Annotated in this window: 16 protein-coding genes; 6 read left to right on the forward strand and 10 right to left on the reverse strand. The window is 63.3% G+C overall.

Going from position 1 to position 19,179, the window contains the following annotated elements:
• Window positions 1–117: 117 nt before the first annotated feature.
• The 6 genes from MKZ40_RS04340 to miaB form a co-directional block, all read right to left on the reverse strand.
• Window positions 118–870, reverse strand: a complete 753-nt coding sequence (locus tag MKZ40_RS04340) for a YdcF family protein (protein WP_043335281.1) — start codon at window positions 868–870, stop codon at window positions 118–120.
• 119 nt (window positions 871–989) lie between these two features.
• Complete coding sequence (gene lnt / locus MKZ40_RS04345; protein WP_175090594.1) at window positions 990–2,507, reverse strand: apolipoprotein N-acyltransferase; 1,518 nt, start codon at window positions 2,505–2,507, stop codon at window positions 990–992.
• A gap of 86 nt (window positions 2,508–2,593) precedes the next feature.
• A complete protein-coding gene (locus MKZ40_RS04350; protein ID WP_175090593.1) occupies window positions 2,594–3,502 on the reverse strand; it encodes a transporter associated domain-containing protein in 909 nt (302 codons plus the stop codon).
• Window positions 3,503–3,630: 128 nt separating this feature from the next.
• Entirely contained in the window at window positions 3,631–4,308 is a 678-nt protein-coding gene (gene ybeY / locus MKZ40_RS04355) for an rRNA maturation RNase YbeY (protein ID WP_348994694.1), read from the reverse strand.
• A 113-nt stretch (window positions 4,309–4,421) separates the two neighbouring features.
• Window positions 4,422–5,531: a PhoH family protein gene (locus MKZ40_RS04360; protein WP_175090592.1), complete on the reverse strand. Its 1,110-nt coding sequence runs from the start codon at window positions 5,529–5,531 to the stop codon at window positions 4,422–4,424.
• A gap of 261 nt (window positions 5,532–5,792) precedes the next feature.
• Window positions 5,793–7,142 (reverse strand): tRNA (N6-isopentenyl adenosine(37)-C2)-methylthiotransferase MiaB, encoded by a 1,350-nt coding sequence (miaB, locus tag MKZ40_RS04365; protein WP_175090591.1) that lies wholly within the window; start codon window positions 7,140–7,142, stop codon window positions 5,793–5,795.
• 834 nt (window positions 7,143–7,976) lie between these two features.
• Between miaB and MKZ40_RS04370 the strand changes: the two genes are divergently transcribed.
• A complete protein-coding gene (locus tag MKZ40_RS04370) occupies window positions 7,977–8,675 on the forward strand; it encodes a TIGR04211 family SH3 domain-containing protein (protein WP_175090590.1) in 699 nt (232 codons plus the stop codon).
• A gap of 40 nt (window positions 8,676–8,715) precedes the next feature.
• Window positions 8,716–9,387 carry a thiopurine S-methyltransferase gene (gene tmpT / locus MKZ40_RS04375; protein ID WP_254627206.1) on the forward strand — a complete coding sequence of 224 codons (672 nt, stop codon included), beginning with the start codon at window positions 8,716–8,718 and terminating at the stop codon, window positions 9,385–9,387.
• A gap of 137 nt (window positions 9,388–9,524) precedes the next feature.
• Here tmpT and MKZ40_RS04380 read toward each other — a convergent pair whose 3' ends face one another.
• The 3 genes from MKZ40_RS04380 to ggt form a co-directional block, all read right to left on the reverse strand.
• The gene (locus MKZ40_RS04380) at window positions 9,525–10,130 is read right to left on the reverse strand and encodes a YajG family lipoprotein (protein WP_175090589.1); all 606 of its coding nucleotides are present in this window, start codon (window positions 10,128–10,130) and stop codon (window positions 9,525–9,527) included.
• A 178-nt stretch (window positions 10,131–10,308) separates the two neighbouring features.
• Window positions 10,309–11,592 carry an MFS transporter gene (locus tag MKZ40_RS04385; protein WP_282627796.1) on the reverse strand — a complete coding sequence of 428 codons (1,284 nt, stop codon included), beginning with the start codon at window positions 11,590–11,592 and terminating at the stop codon, window positions 10,309–10,311.
• 183 nt (window positions 11,593–11,775) lie between these two features.
• The gene (gene ggt, locus MKZ40_RS04390; protein WP_175090587.1) at window positions 11,776–13,536 is read right to left on the reverse strand and encodes a gamma-glutamyltransferase; all 1,761 of its coding nucleotides are present in this window, start codon (window positions 13,534–13,536) and stop codon (window positions 11,776–11,778) included.
• Between the two features lie 350 nt (window positions 13,537–13,886).
• Between ggt and rpe the strand changes: the two genes are divergently transcribed.
• Both rpe and MKZ40_RS04400 read left to right on the forward strand, forming a co-directional pair.
• The gene (gene rpe / locus MKZ40_RS04395) at window positions 13,887–14,594 is read left to right on the forward strand and encodes a ribulose-phosphate 3-epimerase (protein WP_043335268.1); all 708 of its coding nucleotides are present in this window, start codon (window positions 13,887–13,889) and stop codon (window positions 14,592–14,594) included.
• Between the two features lie 4 nt (window positions 14,595–14,598).
• On the forward strand, window positions 14,599–14,934 hold the full coding sequence (locus tag MKZ40_RS04400; protein WP_348994684.1) for a GIY-YIG nuclease family protein: 336 nt from the start codon (window positions 14,599–14,601) through the stop codon (window positions 14,932–14,934).
• A gap of 99 nt (window positions 14,935–15,033) precedes the next feature.
• Here the strand turns inward: MKZ40_RS04400 and MKZ40_RS04405 are convergent, their stop codons facing one another.
• The gene (locus tag MKZ40_RS04405; protein WP_175090585.1) at window positions 15,034–16,335 is read right to left on the reverse strand and encodes an NAD(P)/FAD-dependent oxidoreductase; all 1,302 of its coding nucleotides are present in this window, start codon (window positions 16,333–16,335) and stop codon (window positions 15,034–15,036) included.
• Window positions 16,336–16,801: 466 nt separating this feature from the next.
• Here MKZ40_RS04405 and MKZ40_RS04410 point away from each other — a divergent pair, with 466 nt between their 5' ends.
• Window positions 16,802–17,449, forward strand: a complete 648-nt coding sequence (locus tag MKZ40_RS04410; RefSeq protein WP_175090615.1) for a phosphoglycolate phosphatase — start codon at window positions 16,802–16,804, stop codon at window positions 17,447–17,449.
• Window positions 17,450–17,557: 108 nt separating this feature from the next.
• Complete coding sequence (gene trpE / locus MKZ40_RS04415; RefSeq protein ID WP_175090614.1) at window positions 17,558–19,045, forward strand: anthranilate synthase component I; 1,488 nt, start codon at window positions 17,558–17,560, stop codon at window positions 19,043–19,045.
• Window positions 19,046–19,179 lie beyond the last annotated feature (134 nt).

A 19,179-nucleotide genomic window follows, 5' to 3' on the forward strand; every position in this document is an offset into this window, starting at 1 on the left:
CCTGCGATAATCGACTGATGAGCGGGTTATAAAGACACACGAAGGGCTGCCCATGGGCAGCCCTTCGTGTGTTTTGCCAGCAGTCCTTCGCTTGTCTTGCCAGCAGTGCTGTCGGGGCTAGCGACCCACCAGCCAGCCGATCCATTCATGCAGTGCCCAACGTGACTGGGTCAGCGCGGAGCTGTTGGGGATCCAGGCATCGATGCCCAGTCCCGACACCGTGGTGTAGCCCACCGGCGCCGGGATGATGGTGCGGAAGCCCTGGTTCTGGAAGTTGCGCATCGCGCGCGGCATGTGCCAGGCGCTGGTCACCAGCACGATCTTGTTGATGTCGTCCTGCTCGAGCATCTCGCGCGTGAAGAGCGCATTCTGCTGGGTGTTCTCGCTGCGGTTTTCCAGCCAGCGCGCCGGGTAGTCGAATTCATCGATCAGCGAGCGCTGCATCAACTCGGCGAGGGTGCCGTCATCGGAGGATGATACCTTGCCACCGGTGAGCAGAATCGGCAGCTCCGCGTTGCGTGCCACGCGTACGCCTTCGTCCAGACGGCTGAGCGTCTCGCCATTGATGCGATCACGGCCCTGCAGCTCCGGGGCGTCGTAGTAGCGTCCGCCGGAAAGCACTACCACGGCCTGCGCCTGGATCCACTCTGCCGGTTCACTGGGCTGGATGCGCTCCAGCCCTGACATCAGCCGCGTGGAGACGACCGGAGAGGACAGCAGCCACATGCCCAGAATGGCCACGACCATCATGGCGCGTGCCAGGCCCGGCCAGCGCTTGAGGACGAGCATGGCCAGGAACAGCAGCAGGAGAGGCCCGCCGGGCGGCAATACCAGGTCCTTGATGATGCCGAGTAACTCGGTGATGCCCATTGTGGTCTCGCTTGTGCAGAGGCAGTGCCGGGCATCGGCCCGGCAGCGGATAAGGTTGAGCGTTCAAGCATCTGAGGCCCCGGAGGCTCAGGCGTTCTGGGGCTCAGGCGTTCTGGGGCTCAGGCGTCCTGCGGGCGCTGACGGCGCGCCTTGAAGCATTCGTTGATGCCAAGCACGAGGCCCGGCGCCAGCAGCAGCGCGATCAGGATCCACACCGGCAGCAGGCCGTAGTGCATCCAGGGCGTCATGCCCAGTTGCAGCCGGATATCGCCAGTGACGGTGGCCTCCTCGAACTGGGGGGCCTGGGCGATGATCTCACCCTGCGGCGAGATGATCGCCGTGACGCCATTGCTGGTGGCTCGCAGCAGATAGCGGCCGTTTTCCAGCGCGCGCAGCTGGGCCATCTGCAGATGCTGCAGCGGGCCGATGGAGTGACCGAACCAGGTGTCATTGGAGACGGTCAGCAGCACGGTAGAGCTCAAGGCGCGCTGGCGGACCAGCTCCGGGTAGACGATCTCGTAGCAGATCGCCACGCCGATACGCAGACCGCTGACCATCAGCGGAGGCTGCTGGCTGTCGCCTGACTGCATGCTCGACATCGGCAGGTCCAGGAAGCCGATGATGCCCCGCAGCCAGCTTTCCAGCGGTACATACTCGCCGAAGGGCACCAGGTGCTCCTTGCGATACTGGGCCGACGGGTCATCGATGGGAATCACGCTGTTGTAGAAGCGATTGTCGGCGTCACGCTCGACGATCCCGGTGATCAGACCGGTCTTGGGCGGCAGAGTTGCCTGGATGCGCTCGAGGAAGGGCTCGGCCTGGTCGCGCAGCATCGGCAGTGCCGTCTCCGGCCAGACGATCAGGTCGGCATCGTCCTGCACGGCGCGCGTCATCGCGGCGTAGGTATTGGCCGCACGGCGCTGACCTTCGGCGCTCCACTTGATCAACTGCGGCAGGTTGCCTTGCAGCAGGGCGACGCGCGCCGGCTGGCCGCCGGACTGTGTCCAGCTGGTTGGCAGCAGCAGCCCCGCGCTCCACAGCACGATCAGCGGCGCGATCGCCCACCAGCGGCGACGCAGGGCCAGATTCCACAGCAGCGCCCCGGACAGGGCGATGATCAGCGAGATACCGTAGACACCAAGCACCGGCACCCAGCTGGCCAGCGGCGAGCCCACGGCACTGTTGCCCAGCAGCAGCCACGGGAAGCCGGTGAAGGCCCAGGTGCGGAACAGCTCGCTGAGCACGAACACCGCGGCGAATGACAGCACATCGAGCTTGCGTGAGCAGAAGCGTTGCCACAGGCCCATCCACAGCATCGGGAACAGCGCCATGCAGGCCACGAACAGCATCGTCAGCAGCACCGCCAGCGGCATGCCGGTATAGCCGTAATCATGGATCGAGACGTAGACCCAGCTGGCCCCGCTGCCGAACAGGCCGACCCCGAACCACCAGGCGCGCAGGAAGCCACCGCCTTCCATGCGCAGCGCCCCGTAGAGCAGGCCTGCGCCGATCGGGCCCAGCCACCACTGCTCGAAGGGGGCAAAGCTCAGGGTGACCAGTACCCCGGCAATGATCGCCAGTACATTGGCCAGCAACGAGGCGCCCGGGAAGCTCCTCGCGCGGGGGGAATCTGACATGCCGCTCTCCTTGTAAAATGCCAGACACATCGGCGGATGTGTCTGGCATTGTCCTCTATCGGGTCAGCCTGTGATCAGGCCATGAATCACTCGCCGCTGATGTGCGCACGATGCTCGGCCGAGGGCGGCGCGTCACCGGTGGCATCTTCCAGACGGCATACCTGTACCTGACGAATGCGACGATTGTCCGCATTGAGCACCGTGAAACGCCAGCCGGCGAAATCGGTGGATTCCTGACGGCGTGGCATGTGGCCGAAGCGCTGGATCATCAGACCGCCGATGGTGTCGAATTCCTCATCGGAGAAGTCGGTATCGAAGTGCTCATTGAAGTCATCGATGGTGGTCAACGCGCTGACGGCGAATTGACCATCGCCCAGCTCGCGGATGTCCTCATCCTCATCGGTGTCGTGCTCATCCTCGATATCCCCGACGATCTGCTCGAGAATATCCTCGATGGTGACAAGGCCTGCCGTACCGCCGTACTCGTCGATGACCACCGCCATGTGATTGCGGGTCTCGCGGAATTCCTTGAGCAGGCTGTTGAGGCGCTTGGATTCGGGGATGAACATCGCCGGACGGATCGCTTCGCGCAGATCGAAGCGCTTGCGCTCGCTGTCATTTTGCAGAATCAGCGGCAAAAGGTCCTTGGCCAGCAGAATGCCGAGCACCTCGTCGAGGTTCTCGTCGATGACGGGATAGCGGGAGTGAGCCGATTCGAGAATCAGCGGCAGGTATTCCTCCGGGCGCTGATCGACCTGAATGGCCTGCACCTGGGAGCGGGGGATCATCACCTCGCGCACCTGCTGGTCGCTGATTTCCAGCGCGCCTTCGATGATGGCGATGGCGTCCTGATCGAGGTTGAGGCGTGGGCCTACCTCAGCCAGAAACTGGAGCAGCTCGCTACGGGAGCTGGGTTCGTCGGTGTCGCTTGAGAAGGCGCCGAACAGCTTATCGAGCCAGGTTTTCGAATGGCTTCCCGATCGGTCTTCGCTCATGCGTTAGTTTCTCTTTTCCTCGGTGGCGATACCCCATCGTCGTGGTGGTATCGGGGCAGCCGAGCGACCCGGGGACAAGCCCCGAGTCACCCGACGGCGGGGGCTGCCGATGCGCAACGGCACCGGCATCAGTGATTCTCTTCCCGGTAGGGGTCGGCGATGCCGAGCCCTGCCAGCACATGACGCTCGAGCGCTTCCATGCGTTCGGCTTCATCGTCCTCGATATGGTCATAGCCGAGCAAGTGCAAGGTGCCATGGACCAGCATGTGGGCGAAATGATTTTCCAGCGTCTTGCCCTGTTCCCGCGCTTCGCGGGCGACGACATGCACGCTGATGATCAGGTCGCCCAGAAAGCGCTGCTCATCCTGGCCTTGCTCATCAAGGGCCTGTTCACCCAAGGCCTGCTCAGCTGCGGTCTCGGGAGCCGCAGACGCGGTATCAGAGGCATCTGACTCGTCAGCTTCGCTCATGGTGTCTGACGCCAGCATGACATCGTCGCTGTTGTGGCCGTCGAGACCTTCCTCTTCGCCGGCGTCCAGATCGCCCTCCGGCATGCCCGCAAGCGGCAGACTGTCGTCCTCGCCTTCCTCGGCGAAGCGCGCGGCCAGTTCCGGCGGCAGGGCGAAGTCGTCCAGATCCAGCGGCTCGTGCGGGAAGGACAGCACGTTGGTCGGGGAATCCTTGCCACGATAATCGCGATTGAGGCCCTGACTCTCTGCTTCTTCCACCAGACGCACGGTCAGCTCGTGAGGCGCGGCGGCGGCGCTGGCATCGTGCTCGAGTGCGCCATCTTCCGCAGCGGCCAGCAGTGCAGCCGCCACCCAGGCTTCCAATTGATGGCTGGCCGGCAGCGGCTGGCCGTCGAATTCACTCTCGCCGATGGCCAGTTGCAGGTCCACGACGACCGCAGGGGCTTCGCTCACTGGCTACCTCCCGTCGGGGTGTTGGCAGGCGGCACGTTGCTCTGGGCATTCAGCGCCGCCATGCGTGCTTCGCGCTCGGCCTGACGCTGCTCGCGACGCTCGCCTTCCTGCTGCTCTTCCGCGGCTTCGAAGGAGTCGTAGGCCTCGACGATGCGCTGCACCAGCGGGTGACGCACGACGTCCTTGGCCAAGAAGCGCGTGATGCTGATCCCCGGGGTGTCCTTGAGCACTTCCAGCACATGGGCAAGGCCGGACTGGGTGCCACGTGGCAGATCGACCTGCGAGACGTCACCGGTGATGACGGCGGTGGAGCCGAAACCGATGCGCGTCAGGAACATCTTCATCTGCTCGCGCGTGGTGTTCTGGGATTCATCGAGAATGATGTAGGCGTTGTTGAGCGTCCGGCCGCGCATGTAGGCCAGCGGCGCGATCTCGATGATCTGGCGCTCGATCATCTTGTTGACGTGTTCGAAGCCGAGCATCTCGTACAGGGCGTCGTAGAGCGGGCGCAGGTAGGGGTCGATCTTCTGGGCCAGGTCCCCCGGCAGGAAGCCGAGTTTCTCGCCGGCCTCGACCGCCGGACGCACCAGCAGGATGCGTCGCACTTCGTTGTTGTTGAGCGCTTCCACGGCAGCGGCGACGGCAAGATAGGTCTTGCCGGTACCGGCCGGGCCGATGCCGAAGTTGATGTCGTGATTGCGCATCTCGGTGACATAGCCCTGCTGGTTGAAGCCGCGTGGGCGCACCAGCACCTTGGGCGTGCGGATCACCACATCACCGTAGGTGGCGCCCTGGTCCTCGGCGGCTTCGACCAGCGCCTCGACGCCGGATTCCTGCAGGAACAGATGGACGGTCTCGGCATCGACGTCGCCGGCGCCGGTCTCGCGATACAGATGCTCCAGCACGTTGGCGGTCGCCTTCACGGCCGCCGCGGGGCCTGCGACCTGGAAGTCGTTGCCGCGGTTGCGCAGGGTGACACCGAGCCGGGATTCGATCAGCTTGAGATGCTCGTCGCGCTGGCCGGTCAGGCTGGCCAGACGCTGCGGGTCTGCCGGCTCAAGCGTCATGTTGAGAATGCGATTGGCTTGCTGTGACTGGTGGCTCAAGGCGTCGAATATCCTGATAGTGATGAGTGACGATGATGCTTGGCGATGAGGGGCAGCCGCGATGGCGTGATGCACGGAGCGCTCTGCCCGCCGCGGCGCATGACGGCGCCATTTCAGTGTCAATGGTGACGCGTTGCCGAAGTCTCAAGAGAGCTTAATGCGCGATGGCCGTACAGGGCAATTGTCCTGTACGGCCAGCGTGGCTATCTGCTTGATAGCGGGGGCTGATGGCGCCTCGTCAATGCCGGGAGCGACGTGCGATCAATAGCGGTAGGGTGAGCTGAGCTCACCGCGCAGGGAGTTGGGATAGGCCTCGGTGATCTCGACATCCACCAGGTAGCCGATCAGCTCGGTCGGGTTGGCAGCGCGGAAGTTGACCACCCGATTGTTCTCGGTGCGCCCTGACAGCAGGCCCGGATCACGTGGCGAGAAGCCGGAGACCAGGATGCGCTGGGTGGTGCCGACCATCTTGCGACCGATCTGCATCGCCTGCTGGTTGATGCGATCCTGCAGGATGAGCAGGCGCTCCTTCTTCACCTCTTCCGGGGTGTCGTCTTCGAGATTCGCCGCCGGAGTGCCCGGGCGTGCGGAGTAGATGAAGCTGAAGGAGTGATCGAAGCCGATCTGGCCGATCAGGTCCATGGTGTCCATGAAGTCCTGATCGGTCTCGCCCGGGAAGCCGACGATGAAGTCGGAGGAGAAGCTGATGTCCGGGCGCAGTGCGCGGATGCGTTCGAGCTTGTCGATGTAGAGGTCACGCTCGTGGCCGCGCTTCATCGCCGCCAGAATGCGGTTGGAGCCTGACTGCACCGGCAGGTGCAGGTGGCTGACCAGCTCCGGGATTTCACCGAAGGCCTCGATCAGCGAGTCCTTGAACTCCAGCGGGTGCGAGGTAGTGAAGCGGATACGGTCGATGCCCTCGACCTGCGCCACGCAGCTGATCAGCTCGGCGAGGTCGATCTCCTCGCCCAGCTGGTTGAGACCGGCGTAGGCGTTGACGTTCTGGCCCAGCAGGTTGATCTCGCGCACGCCCTGGTCGGCCAGGTGGATGACTTCATCCATCACCTTCTCGAAGGGACGCGAGACTTCCTCACCGCGGGTGTAGGGCACCACGCAGAAGGTGCAGTACTTGGAGCAGCCTTCCATGACCGAGACGAAGGCGCTGGCACCGTCGCTCTTGGGTGCGGGCAGGTTGTCGAACTTCTCGATCTCGGGAAAGGTCACGTCGACGACGGAAATCTGCTTGAGGCTGTCGCGGCGGGTATCGAGCATCTTCGGCACGCGGTGCAGTGTCTGCGGGCCGAACACCATGTCCACATGCGGGGCACGCTTGCGCAGGTTGTCGCCTTCCTGACTGGCCACGCAGCCGCCGACGCCGATCACCAGCTCCGGGTTCTTTTCCTTGAGCTTCTTCCAGCGTCCCAGCTGGTGGAACACCTTCTCCTGCGCCTTCTCGCGGATGGAGCAGGTATTGAGCAGGATGACGTCTGCTTCGGATTCGTCGCTGGTGACTTCCATCTGATGCGATTCGCCGAGCAGATCCGCCATGCGCGCGGAGTCATACTCGTTCATCTGGCAGCCGTGAGTCTTGATGAAGAGTTTCTTCGCCATTGCCTTGTGTGAACGCTCTGAGCTGCGCACCCGGGCTTCGTGCGCCTCGCGCCCGGGCACCTGGTGGCGGCGGGCAGCGTCAGCGGTCAGGAGAAGCGGGCGCGACTTGTAATGAATGAGCCCCGGCGCCGATGGCTGGCCGGGAATCGAGGGCGCGACGATACCGTGCCAAGCGGCACGCTGATCGGGTCGAGGCCAAAATCGGGACGGCACAGTATAGGAGTCTGCCGGCCATGCGGCCAGCCCTGTCGCATCGCTGTCAGCAATGAGGAGGATGCCTGCCAACCACCGGTTCAGCCTGATGGTGGCTGTGGTATCCTCACGAGATAGTCCGCGCATGCCCTGACGCTACAACAGGGGCTTGGCATGTTTCATAGTTATCAGGCAGGTGTTGCGCAACGCACATCAGGCTGTCAATGGCTTGATTTGTTGAGGTTTTCATGCCGATAGCCCGGCTGCCTGAGCTGGTTAAAATTTGATCGATTTGTTGGCGGAGCAGGCATTTCGCCGTGCGCAGACCTGCCCCTTTGAGGTTGTCCCAAGACTTATCCACAGAAAGTGTGGATGTCTGAAGACACTGAAATGACAGTCTCGGATTTTTCTCGCGGCAATTTCGTTACCGTACGTCCAAGCGCGACAGCGATGCCAGGCAGGACGCCTTGCATTGCGCAACCTGGCAGACACCGCATGGGCAGACAGGGCGAGCTTCCCTTCGCCCAAAAGCGGTCGATCATGTTCGGCATGTGGGGACGCAGGGTTCAGCGTGTTTCCTCCGCGTCTCCACACGCCTGACACGGTCGGCTTACGCCCTTAGACAGCCATGAAGAACACGATATGACGCGATTCTCCATTACCAGCACCCCTTCATCTTTCGGTCTCCTGTCACCCCGATCGCCGTGTTCGTCGCTTGCGCGCTCACTGCGCCGTGTGGTGCTGGGGGCTGGCGTCGCCGGCAGCCTGCTGTTGGGCGCACCGCTGGCCAATGCGGCCACCGACCGTTGGGTCGCCGATGACCTCACCACCTTCGTGCGCAGTGGCCCGACGGATGGCTACCGCATCGTGGGTACGGTGAAAGCCGGCCAGCCGGTCGAGCTGCTCGAGGTCAAGAATGACTACAGCAAGATCCGCACCGCCAGCGGCGACGTGGTGTGGATTCCCTCCGCTGACCTGCAGGACACCCAGAGCGTCAATGCCCGGGTGCCCGAGCTGAGCGCCAGGGTCAAGGAATTGACAGCCAGGCTCGACGGCATCAATGAAGAGTGGGAAACCCGTGTCGAGGACATGAAGACCGGCCTCGAGACGCGTCAGGCGCGTATCGAAGAGCTTGAGCAGGCCAGCAACAGCCAGTCAGCCGAGCTTGCCCAGGCGCGCAGCAAGATGCAGGACATGGAAACCAAGCTCGATACCAAGAAGCAGGACCTGCTGATGCGCTACTTCATGTACGGCGGTGGCGTGGCGGGTGTCGGCCTGCTGGTCGGCCTGATCGTGCCGCATCTGCCGCGTCGCAAGAAGAAGCGTCACGGCTTCCTGTAAGGCATTCTGGTAACCGATAGCAGAGGGAGTGAGCCAGCTCATGTCGGCAGAAGATACGACGATGGACGCGACGCCGGCCAGTGACCCCTGGCTGGCGCGATGGCAGGAAGGGCGGATCGGCTTTCATCTGCCTGCCACACATTCGGCGCTGGAGCGCTGGTGGCCGCGACTTGAGATCGCGGCGGGCGCCAAGGTGCTGGTGCCGTTGTGTGGCAAGAGTCTCGACATGCGCTGGCTGGCGGCGCAGGGCTATCCGGTGCTGGGCATCGAGCTTGCCCGCCAGGCCTGCGAGCAGTTCGTCGCCGAAGGCGCCGGGGATGTCTCGCGCTATCGGCTGGAGCACTTCGAATGCTTCCGCCAGGGCATGGTCGAGTTGTGGTGCGGAGACTTCTTCCACTTCCATATCGACCATGTCGATCATCTGGACGCCTTCTATGATCGCGCCGCGCTGATCGCCTTGCCGCCGGCCACCCGGCAGCGCTATGCCTTCCATCTGGCGCAGCTGCTGCCCCCGGGCGCGCGTGGCCTGTTGATCAGTCTCGAGCGGCAGACGGAGCAGCATCAGGGCCCGCCGTTCCATGTCGCCGAAGACGAGATTCGTCAGCTGTTGAGCGCCAACTTCACGCTTGAGGTGCTGGAGCGTCGCGCCCCGGATGATCGCGGCCTGCGTGAGACGGTGTGGAGTCTGGTGCGCAAGGGACCGCGTCGCTGACGACTCAGGGGGGATCTTGTCAGTCAGGTCCAGTCTTCTTGAGGGCCCAGTCCTCATGAAAAACGCCACCGCCGCCCAATGGGCGGCGGTGGCGTTTTCGTTGGTGGCGAGCTGCTGATTGAGCTTGCTGATTGGACTTACTGGTCGAGCTGGCGGATCAGCGTGGTGTCCTGGAAGGTGCGAGTCAGCGCATCGCCGATCACCTCAGAGACCATCTCGGTATTCTTCTCCTGACTCGGCTTGAGGGCATAGCCCTGGTCACGCGTCGCGGTGTAGCTGCCGGTATAGCGCTGCTTGCCGGACACGGCGACGGCCTTGATCACGCCATTGAGTGTCGCGGTGTCGGTGATCAGGCCGCCGCGCTTCACGCCATAGGCCAGCTCGGTCAACGAGATGGTCAGCTCAGCAGCACCTTGGTTGGCCTGTTCGGCGGACACCGGCACGAAGCCCATGCGGCGCAAGGCGCTGATGGTCTGGGCCTCAAGCTTGGGCGTCAGGTCACCGGTCGGCACGACCAGATAGCTTGAAGCGTTGGTGGCGCCATCGCGAGAGCCGATGCGCTCGGACGGGCGTTCATCCATCACCTCTACCACGACCTGCTGACCATGGCCGACCACGCCCATCTCACCGACTTGTGGATTGACGTACAGGCGCTGCGGGCTGGTGCCGCAAGCGCTGAGAACTGCCGCAGTGGCGATCAGGGCCACGCTCATGCAGGTGGTACGCAATTGACGCATCATCATCAAAAATCCTTGGCCTTGGGCCGGTAATCGTGGAAGTCGTCTCGGTCATCCGCTGCCAATGAGTGGCGTGATGCGGGAGCCCGGAGACTGGATGGCGCGAGTATAGGGGCAGAATCATCCGTGGCGTAGTGGAAATTCATGCTCACGCATGTCACTTGATGGCGACATTCTCGAGAGTTCATGCGGGATCGACACGGCGCGCCAATGCCAGCAATCCCAGCAGGGGGCCGGGCAGCAACGTCAGCAAAAGAAGCGTGCCGTGACTGGCGATCAATGGAGTGAGCAGCGCGATCGAGACCAGTGACAGACTGAAGCCGCAGGCATTCATCAGGGCCAGTGCACTGGCCTGCAACTCCACTGGGGTACCGCCCGCCGCGAGTGCCGAGAACTGTGGGGAATCGATGGCGGCCAACAGGCTCCAGAGTGCGAGCAGGCAGAACAGAAGTCCGTAACCTGCCTCCAGTTGCATGGCGGCAACGAAGCACAGTGTCAGGGTGACGGAACCCGCCAGACCAAGGCGCGCGACCCACAGGCTGCCGCGTTTGCGTGATACCCAGCCACCGGCGATGCAGCCCGGTGCACCGACCGCGATCACGATGAAACTATGCAGGGCCAGAGTCGCGGGTGTCAGCGTCATGCCCGTTGCGCTTGCCATCCGCGACAACAGCCAGGGGACCAGTGCCCATAGCGTGTATAGCTCCCACATATGACCGAAGTAACCCAGTGCGCCGCGCACGAAACCCGGGTATTGCCAGGCCGCCATCCCGCGGGTGGCGCGCGCAAGAAAGGTGCTGCTGCCGGGAGTGATGCCGCTGGATGGTGGGGGATTCGCTGTCTGCGCCACGGGGGGTGGTGCCAGTAGCGCGATCAGGCCAGCGCCCGTGAGCGCCAGAAGTGAGGCCATGACGATGGCCGTGCCCCATGACAATGAGAGCCCGCCGCTCTGTTGCAGCGCCGCCAGTGCATGCGGTAGCGACGTGCCCAGCACCAGCATGCCGACCAGCCAGGCAAGTGCCGCGCCGGCTCGGTCAGGGGCGCTCTGCAACATCAGCTTCAAGCCGATGGGGTAGATGCCGGCCAGTGCCAGCCCCGTCAGCACGCGCAGGCTTGAGGCGCTGAGCAGCCCCGGCGCGATCAACAGTGCCAGATTGGTCAGCGCGCCCAGTACGCAGGAGACCATGAACAGATGGCGCGCGGCGAAGCGATCTGCAAGGCCTGCAAGTCCCAGCGCCAGGGTGCCGACGATGAAGCCGCCCTGTACCGAGGAGGTCAGTTGTCCGAGTGCCGCTGCGCTGTCGCTCGTGAAACTCCAGCTTTCCAGCATGGGGGCGAGTACGGCATTGGGGGTAAACCACAGGCTGGTGCCGAACAGCTGTGCCAGTGCGATCAAGGCGACCGGATAGCGGTTGGCCCATTGCCGCCAGCCAGAGATGGGCGGCGTGAGTGACTTGGTGGAGGACACGAGGGCACCTTGTAGGGCAGAGGGCATGATGGCGCAGCAAGACGCGAACGGGCGACACCGAAGTGTCGCCCGTCACAGATAGCCCGCCCCATCAATGGGGTCAAGACTAATAATATGGCATATAATTAGTCTGTTAACAATTTCCGCAGGCAATCGCGTGAGACAGCCAGAACAGCGTGTCGATCAAAGCCCCATCGCCGAGGAAGTGGAACGGCGCGGGTCAGCACCGCCGTAGAAGGTGCCGTCGTCGATCATGATCGACTGGATGGCGCCCATGGCGTCCTTGGTCACTACCTTGTGGCCCATCGCCTCGAGCAGACGGATGGTGTCCTTGCTGATGCCCGCCTCGATGCGAATCTCGTCCGGCAGCCACTGGTGGTGGATACGCGGTGCGCTGACCGCCGACTGGATGTTCATGCCGTGGTCGATCACGTTCATGATCACCTGCAGGGTGGTGGTGATGATGCGCGAGCCGCCGGGGCTACCGGTGACGAGGAAGTTCTTGCCATCCTTCATCACGATGGTCGGGCTCATGGAAGACAGCATGCGCTTGTTCGGCTCGATCTTGTTGGCGATGCCGCCGATCAGGCCATAGGCATTCGGCACGCCCGGCTTGGCGGAGAAATCATCCATCTCGTTGTTGAGCAGGAAACCTGCGCCATCGACCACGATGCCGGAGCCATAGCTGAAGTTGATGGTGTAGGTATTGGAGACGGCCAGACCATTGCCATCGGCAATCGAGAAGTGGGTGGTCTGGTTCGACTCATACGGCTGCGGCTTGCCGGGCTTGACCTCACTGGAGGGCGTTGCCTTGTTCATGTCGAACTGGCCGCGCAGCTCCTTGGCGTAGTCCTTGGAGATGATGCCCGACAGCGGCACATCGACGAAGTCGGTATCCCCCAGATACTCGGAGCGGTCGGCGTAGGCGCGGCGCATCGCTTCCGCCATCACATGGATGGTGGCGGCGGAATTGAAGCCCATCGCCTGGATGTCATCGCCTTCGAGCATGTTGAGAATCTCGACGATGTGCGCGCCGCCGGAGGAGGGCGGGCTCATCGAGAAGATGTCATAGCCACGATAGGTGCCGTGGACCGGCTCGCGGATGGCCGGCTCGTAGGCCTTCAGGTCATCCAGCGTCATGATGCCGTCGTGACGCTCCATCTCGGCGACGATCAGCTTTGCGGTCTCGCCTTCATAGAACTCGCGCGGGCCATCGGCGGCGATGCGCTTGAGTGTCGCGGCCAGTTCCGGCTGCTTGAACAGCTCACCGGCTTGATAGTTGCTGCCATCCGGCTTGTAGAACACCTTGGCGGTGCTGTCCCACTTGGCCAGACGGTCCTTGGCATCGCTCAAGCCCTTGGCGAAGCGCGTCGGAATCACGAAGCCGTCTTCGGCCAGCTTGATGGCCGGGGCGAGGGCCTGCTCGAGGCTCAGGGTGCCGTAGTCTTCCAGCGCCTTTGCAAGGCCTGCGACGGTGCCGGGCACGCCTGCCGCACGGTGGGTGAAGCGTGACCACTCGGAGACCGCCTCGCCATTCTCATCCTGGAACATCGTCTCGCTGGCCGCCGCCGGGGCCTTCTCGCGGTAGTCGATGGCCACCACTTCGCCGGTCTTCTCATCGGACACCAGCATGAAGCCGCCGCCACCGATATTGCCGGAACGCGGCTGGGTCACGGCCAATGCGAAGCCTGCCACCACGGCAGCGTCGACGGCGTTGCCGCCATCGGCCAGCACATCGCGTGCGACCTGGGAGGCCAGATAGTGGCTGGTCGCGACCATGCCGTGCTTGCCTTCCTGGGGGTGGAAGCGCTCGCCTTCCAGAATCGCGGAAGACTCGGCGAAGGCAGCGGGAATCGCCGTCGGCAGCAGGCCGGCCAGCGGCAACAGTGTGGCGGCGGCCAGCGCTTTCAGGTGTCTGCGGTTTGCGAGAGGGTTGTCGAACATGAGAGGTATCGGTTCCTGTTATCGTTATATGAGATGCGACATGACGCGTGCGTGCGAGGGACATGCGCAGAATGGCCAGCGAACTGCTCACTGGGCCGAGAGAACAGCTTAACTATCAGTTGCTAATGCACCAATTTCAACTTTGTACGGCAATATTCTTGTGGGTGTCTGATCTGGAAGAGGGATGTGGCGACTTGAAGGGAGTGGCTGTTGGTAGGGAGACAGATGGGGGCGGCGACGGATCGGTAGCGAGGGACCGGCAGGCTGGCGGTGCACATTCACACAGCGCCTGTCTTTTGTGAGAGGGTGGCGTAAAATGCCCCTTCCACTTCTCGCTGGCGCCTGATGACATGTCTGAACTACTGCCGAATGACTTCAAGATTGCCCCGTCGATCCTGTCTGCCGACTTCGCCCGTCTGGGGCAGGAGGTCGAGGATGTGCTGGCCTCCGGGGCCGATATCGTCCACTTCGACGTGATGGACAATCATTACGTGCCCAACCTGACCATCGGGCCGATGGTGTGCAAGGCGCTGCGTGATTACGGCATCAGTGCCGAGATAGACGCCCACCTGATGGTCACGCCGGTCGACCGCATGATCGGTGACTTCGCCGAGGCCGGTGCCAGCTACATCACCTTCCATCCGGAAGCCTCCGACCACGTCGACCGCTCGCTGCAGCTGATCCGTGATGCGGGCTGCAAGTCCGGTCTGGTATTCAATCCGGCCACGCCGCTGTCCTACCTCGACTACGTGATGGACAAGGTCGACATGATCCTGTTGATGAGCGTCAACCCGGGCTTCGGCGGCCAGTCGTTCATCCCCGGCACCCTCGACAAGCTGCGTGAAGCGCGTCGTCGCATCGATGCCTCCGGCTACAACATCCGTCTCGAGATCGATGGTGGCGTCAAGGTCGACAATATCGCCGAGATCGCGCGTGCCGGTGCCGATACCTTCGTGGCCGGTTCCGCCATCTTCAATGCGCGCAGCGACAGCGATGCCAACCGCTACGACAGCGTATTGGCGAAGCTGCGTGCCGAGCTTGCCAGCGTGCGCAGCTGATCGCGTGGCGGATGACAGCACGCGGGCTTGCGAAGCAGCCGACGGCTCGGCTCACGCCGGGACGCTCAGCGAGTGGTCGCTGTACGTACTCGAGACGGCCCAGGGGCGCCTCTACACCGGTATCAGTACCGATGTGGCGCGCCGTGTGAGCGAGCATGAGTGCGGCAAGCGCGGTGCACGAGCGCTGCGCGGCAAGGGGCCTTTGATGCTGTGTTATCAACAGTTGGTCGGCGATCGCTCGCGGGCGCTCAAGCTCGAATATCGCGTCAAGCAGCTGAGTGTGGCGGCCAAGCGCCGGCTGATCGCCGGTGAGATGACACTGGACAGCCTGCTCGACTGACGGTCTGCTGATTGCATGCTTGAAACGAAAACGCCCCCAGCGGTCTCCGCTGGGGGCGTTTTGTCGACTGGCGACCCTGCCGGGCAGGCTGTCTCAGTCTCAGTGCAGTTTCATCTTCGGACGCAGGTAACGGTTCAGGCCATCGACCACCACTGTCATGCCGGTCTTGACCACGCCGTGGATCGCCATCTGGTGCATGCGATACAGCGAGGCGTAGAAGAACTTGGCCAGGCGACCTTCGATGAACAGTGAACGCGCCGACGCACCGCGCATCAGCGAGCCGACGGCGTCGAAGTGCGCCAGCGAGATCAGCGAGCCGTGGTCCTTGAACACGAAGTCCTTGAGCGGCTTGTTGGCCATCGCGGCGCGCAGGTTCTTGACCATCAGGCTGGCCTGCTGGTGAGCGGCCTGGGCACGCGGCGGAACGCGCTTGTCATCCGGCTGCGGGCAGCTGGCGCAGTCACCGAGCGCGAAGATGAACTCATCATCGATGCTCTGCATGGTCTGGTGCACCTTGACCTGGTTGTTGCGCTCGGTGGACAGGCCCAGCTCGGACAGGAAGGCGGGCGCCCGGATACCGGCGGCCCAGACGCTCAGGTCGGCTTCGATCAGGGTGCCATCGGCAGTGGTGATGCCGCGTGAGTCGGCGCAGGTCACCCGGGTATCGACGTGGATATCGACGCCCAGCCTGGTCAGCTCCTTGGCAACCGGCTTGCCGATGCGTTCCGGCAGGGCGGGCAGGATACGCGGTGCAGCCTCGATCAGGTGGACCTTGACCTGGCGGTCTTCCAGCGAGGAGAAACCGTAGCTGTGCAGCATCTTGGAGGCGTCGAACAGCTCGGCGGAGAGTTCGACCCCGGTGGCGCCGGCGCCGATGATGGCGACGTTGAGCTGCTGGCGCTCGCATTCCTTGCCGTTGGCGCTGAAGCGCAGGAAGGTGTCGAGCATGTCGCGGCGGAATTTCTCGGCCTGCTGCGGGCTGTCCAGGAAGTGGCAATGCTCGGCGACGCCTTCGGTGCCGAAATCATTGGACACGCTGCCCAGTGACAGTACCAGATAGTCATAGCTGAGCTGGCGGGCAGGCAGCAGCACGTTGCCCTTGGCGTCATGGATGGCGGCCAGAGTCAGCTGCTTCTCTTCACGCTCCAGGCTTTCCAGAGTGCCGCGCTGGAACTTGTAGCCGTGGGCCTTGGAATGGCCCTGGTAGGAGACTTCATCGAGACCGGAATCCAGCACGCCGGTGGCCACTTCGTGCAGCAGCGGTTTCCAGATGTGCGTGGAATTGCGGTCGATCAGAATGATCTCGGCTTTCTTCTTGCGGCCCAGCTTGTGGCCCAGTTTGGTGACGAGTTCCAGACCGCCGGCGCCTCCGCCAACGACTACGATGCGGGGAATGGCCATTGAGTGCTCCTGAGAGTGACAAGGTCGAAAAGGACAAGCAGAAACTGGCTGTCGCCGGAGCGTCGGGTCGCGCATTTTTTCGTTGTCACTGGCGCCACACCCGGAGGGACGGTCGACGGAATGGCGCTATGGTAACGTGGCCACTGGCGTGCTAATAGTGGCAAGGTGAAGGAATGTAATTTTTTTACGGATTTTTCCAACAAAACAGATGAAACCATGCGTTGCGTGGATGAATGACGGACGATTCTCATCCCGTGACAGCCGGATTCAGCGGGTGGTCTCAGGAGGCCAGGTGAGCGAAAAGACGGTGATGCAGACTTTTGAAGAGGCGCCTGTCCAGATTGCGCCTCATTCAGCTTCCACACCTTGCGATACCGCGCATGGCGGGGGTGCTCTCGGGGCCCGGCCCGAGCAGGCACAGGGCCTCGATCACGGACTGGCGCATCCGGCGTTGCGGGGCATCGGGATGGTGGCCTTCGATCTGGATGGCACCCTCATCGACTCGGTGCCGGATCTCGCCCATGCGATCGACAGGATGCTGATCGATGCAGGCCTGACGGTACTCGGGGAAGGCCGCGTGCGCGACTTCGTCGGCAATGGATCGCGGGTGCTGGTGGAGCGCGCCCTGGCAGCACATGGCCTGGCGACCGATGACCTGTCACGGGTCGAGCAGGCGCATCAGAGTTTCCTGGCACATTACGCCGCCGATCCCAGCTCACGGACACGGCTCTACCCCGGTGCGCGTGAGTGTCTGGAAGGCCTGCGCCAGGCCGGGATCCCGCTGGTGCTGATCACCAACAAGCCGGAGGCCTTCATCGAACCGTTGCTTTCGCACTTCGCGCTGAGCGAGCACTTCGCGCTGGCGCTGGGCGGCGACAGTCTGCCGACGCGCAAGCCGGACCCCGCGCCCCTGCTGTTCGCCGCCGAGCGGCTGGGAGTGCCGCCGCGTCAGGCCTTGATGGTCGGTGACTCGCGTCACGATATCGCGGCAGGCCGCGCCGCCGGCTTCCGCACCCTGGCGGTGCCTTACGGCTACAACCATGGCGAGCCGATCTCGCGCAGCCATCCGGATCACATCGTCGACTCGCTTGCCGAGTTTGTCGTGGCTGACTGAGCCTGCCAGACAGCGCTGCCGCCAGCGACACGCGATGATAGACTGAGCCCCAGACAAGCCGGCCTCGTGCCGGCAACGCACCCTCCGTGGAAGGAACTGCAGGTCATGATGACCCCACAACACTTCGCTGAACTGGCCGAAGCCGGTTACAACCGCATTCCCGTCACCCGTGACGTGCTGGCGGACCTCGACACGCCACTGTCTACCTATCTCAAGCTGGCCGACATGCCGTGGACCTTCCTGCTGGAGTCCGTGCAGGGTGGCGAGAAGTGGGGGCGCTACTCCATCATTGGCCTTCCGTGTCGCGAGCGCATCGAGGTGCGTGGCCAGGTGGTCTCGCACCTGATCAATGGCGAGCAGACCGGCATGACCGAGGTCGAGGACCCCCTCGACTGGATCGAGCAGTTCCAGACCCGTTTCCGTGTGCCGGTCATCGAAGGTGCGCCGCGCTTCAATGGCGGTCTGGTCGGCTACTTCGGCTATGACACCGTGCGTTATATCGAACCGCGCCTGCGTGGTGTCGAGAAGCCGGACCCGCTGGGCGTGCCGGACATCCTGCTGATGGTCGCCGATGAGCTGGTGATCTTCGACAATCTGTCCGGGCGTCTGACGCTGTTGACCCACGCCGACCCGGCAACGCCGAACGCCTACGAGGCCGCCTGCGAGCGTCTCGAACGTCTCGAGATCCAGCTGCGCAGCGCGACGCTGAATACCGTCAGCCCCGGTACCGGCGGCGAGCCGGTCAAGGAGACCGACTTCACCTCCGGCTTCACCGAGGAAGGCTTCAAGGGTGCAGTGGATAAGATCAAGGAATACGTGCTGGCCGGTGATGTCATGCAGTGCGTGCCGTCTCAACGCATGTCGATTCCCTATCGTGCCGCGCCGCTGGATCTCTACCGCGCACTGCGCAGTCTGAATCCCTCGCCATACATGTTCTTCTTCAATTTGGATGACCACCACGTCATCGGCTCGTCGCCGGAGATTCTCTCGCGTCTCGAGGATGGCGAGGTCGCGGTGCGTCCGATCGCCGGGACTCGCGTGCGCGGCGCCACCGAAGAGGAAGACCTGGCGCTGGAGAAGGACCTGCTGTCAGACCCCAAGGAAGTCGCCGAGCACCTGATGCTGATCGACCTGGGCCGCAATGATGCCGGTCGCATCAGTCAGACCGGCAGCGTCAAGGTGACGGACCAGATGGTGGTGGAGCGCTATTCCCACGTCATGCACATCGTCTCCAACGTCACCGGCAAGCTGAAGGAAGGCCTGGGGCCGATGGATGTGCTGCGGGCCACCTTCCCGGCCGGTACCCTGTCCGGCGCGCCGAAGATTCGCGCCATGGAGATCATCGACGAGGTGGAGCCGGTCAAGCGCGGTATCTATTCCGGCGCGGTGGGCTATCTCTCCTGGCACGGCAACATGGATACCGCCATCGCGATCCGCACCGCGGTGCTCAAGGACAAGGTGCTGCACGTCCAGGCTGGCGCCGGAATCGTGGCCGATTCCGTGCCGCAGTCCGAGTGGGATGAGACCCTCAACAAGGGGCGTGCACTGTTCCGTGCCGTGGCGATGGCGGAGCGCGGTCTGGACAACCTGGACTGAACGGCGCGCCACGCATTTCGGGAGTGACTCGCCAGTGTTCGCGGGTCGCTCCCTGCAACGGCGCATGTGATTGACACTCCTGGCAGCTCAACGCACTATTGATCCCATGACGCTACGTGACCCGCACGACCTCA

Source organism: Cobetia sp. BMC6, assembly GCF_029991385.1.
Taxonomy (GTDB): domain Bacteria; phylum Pseudomonadota; class Gammaproteobacteria; order Pseudomonadales; family Halomonadaceae; genus Cobetia.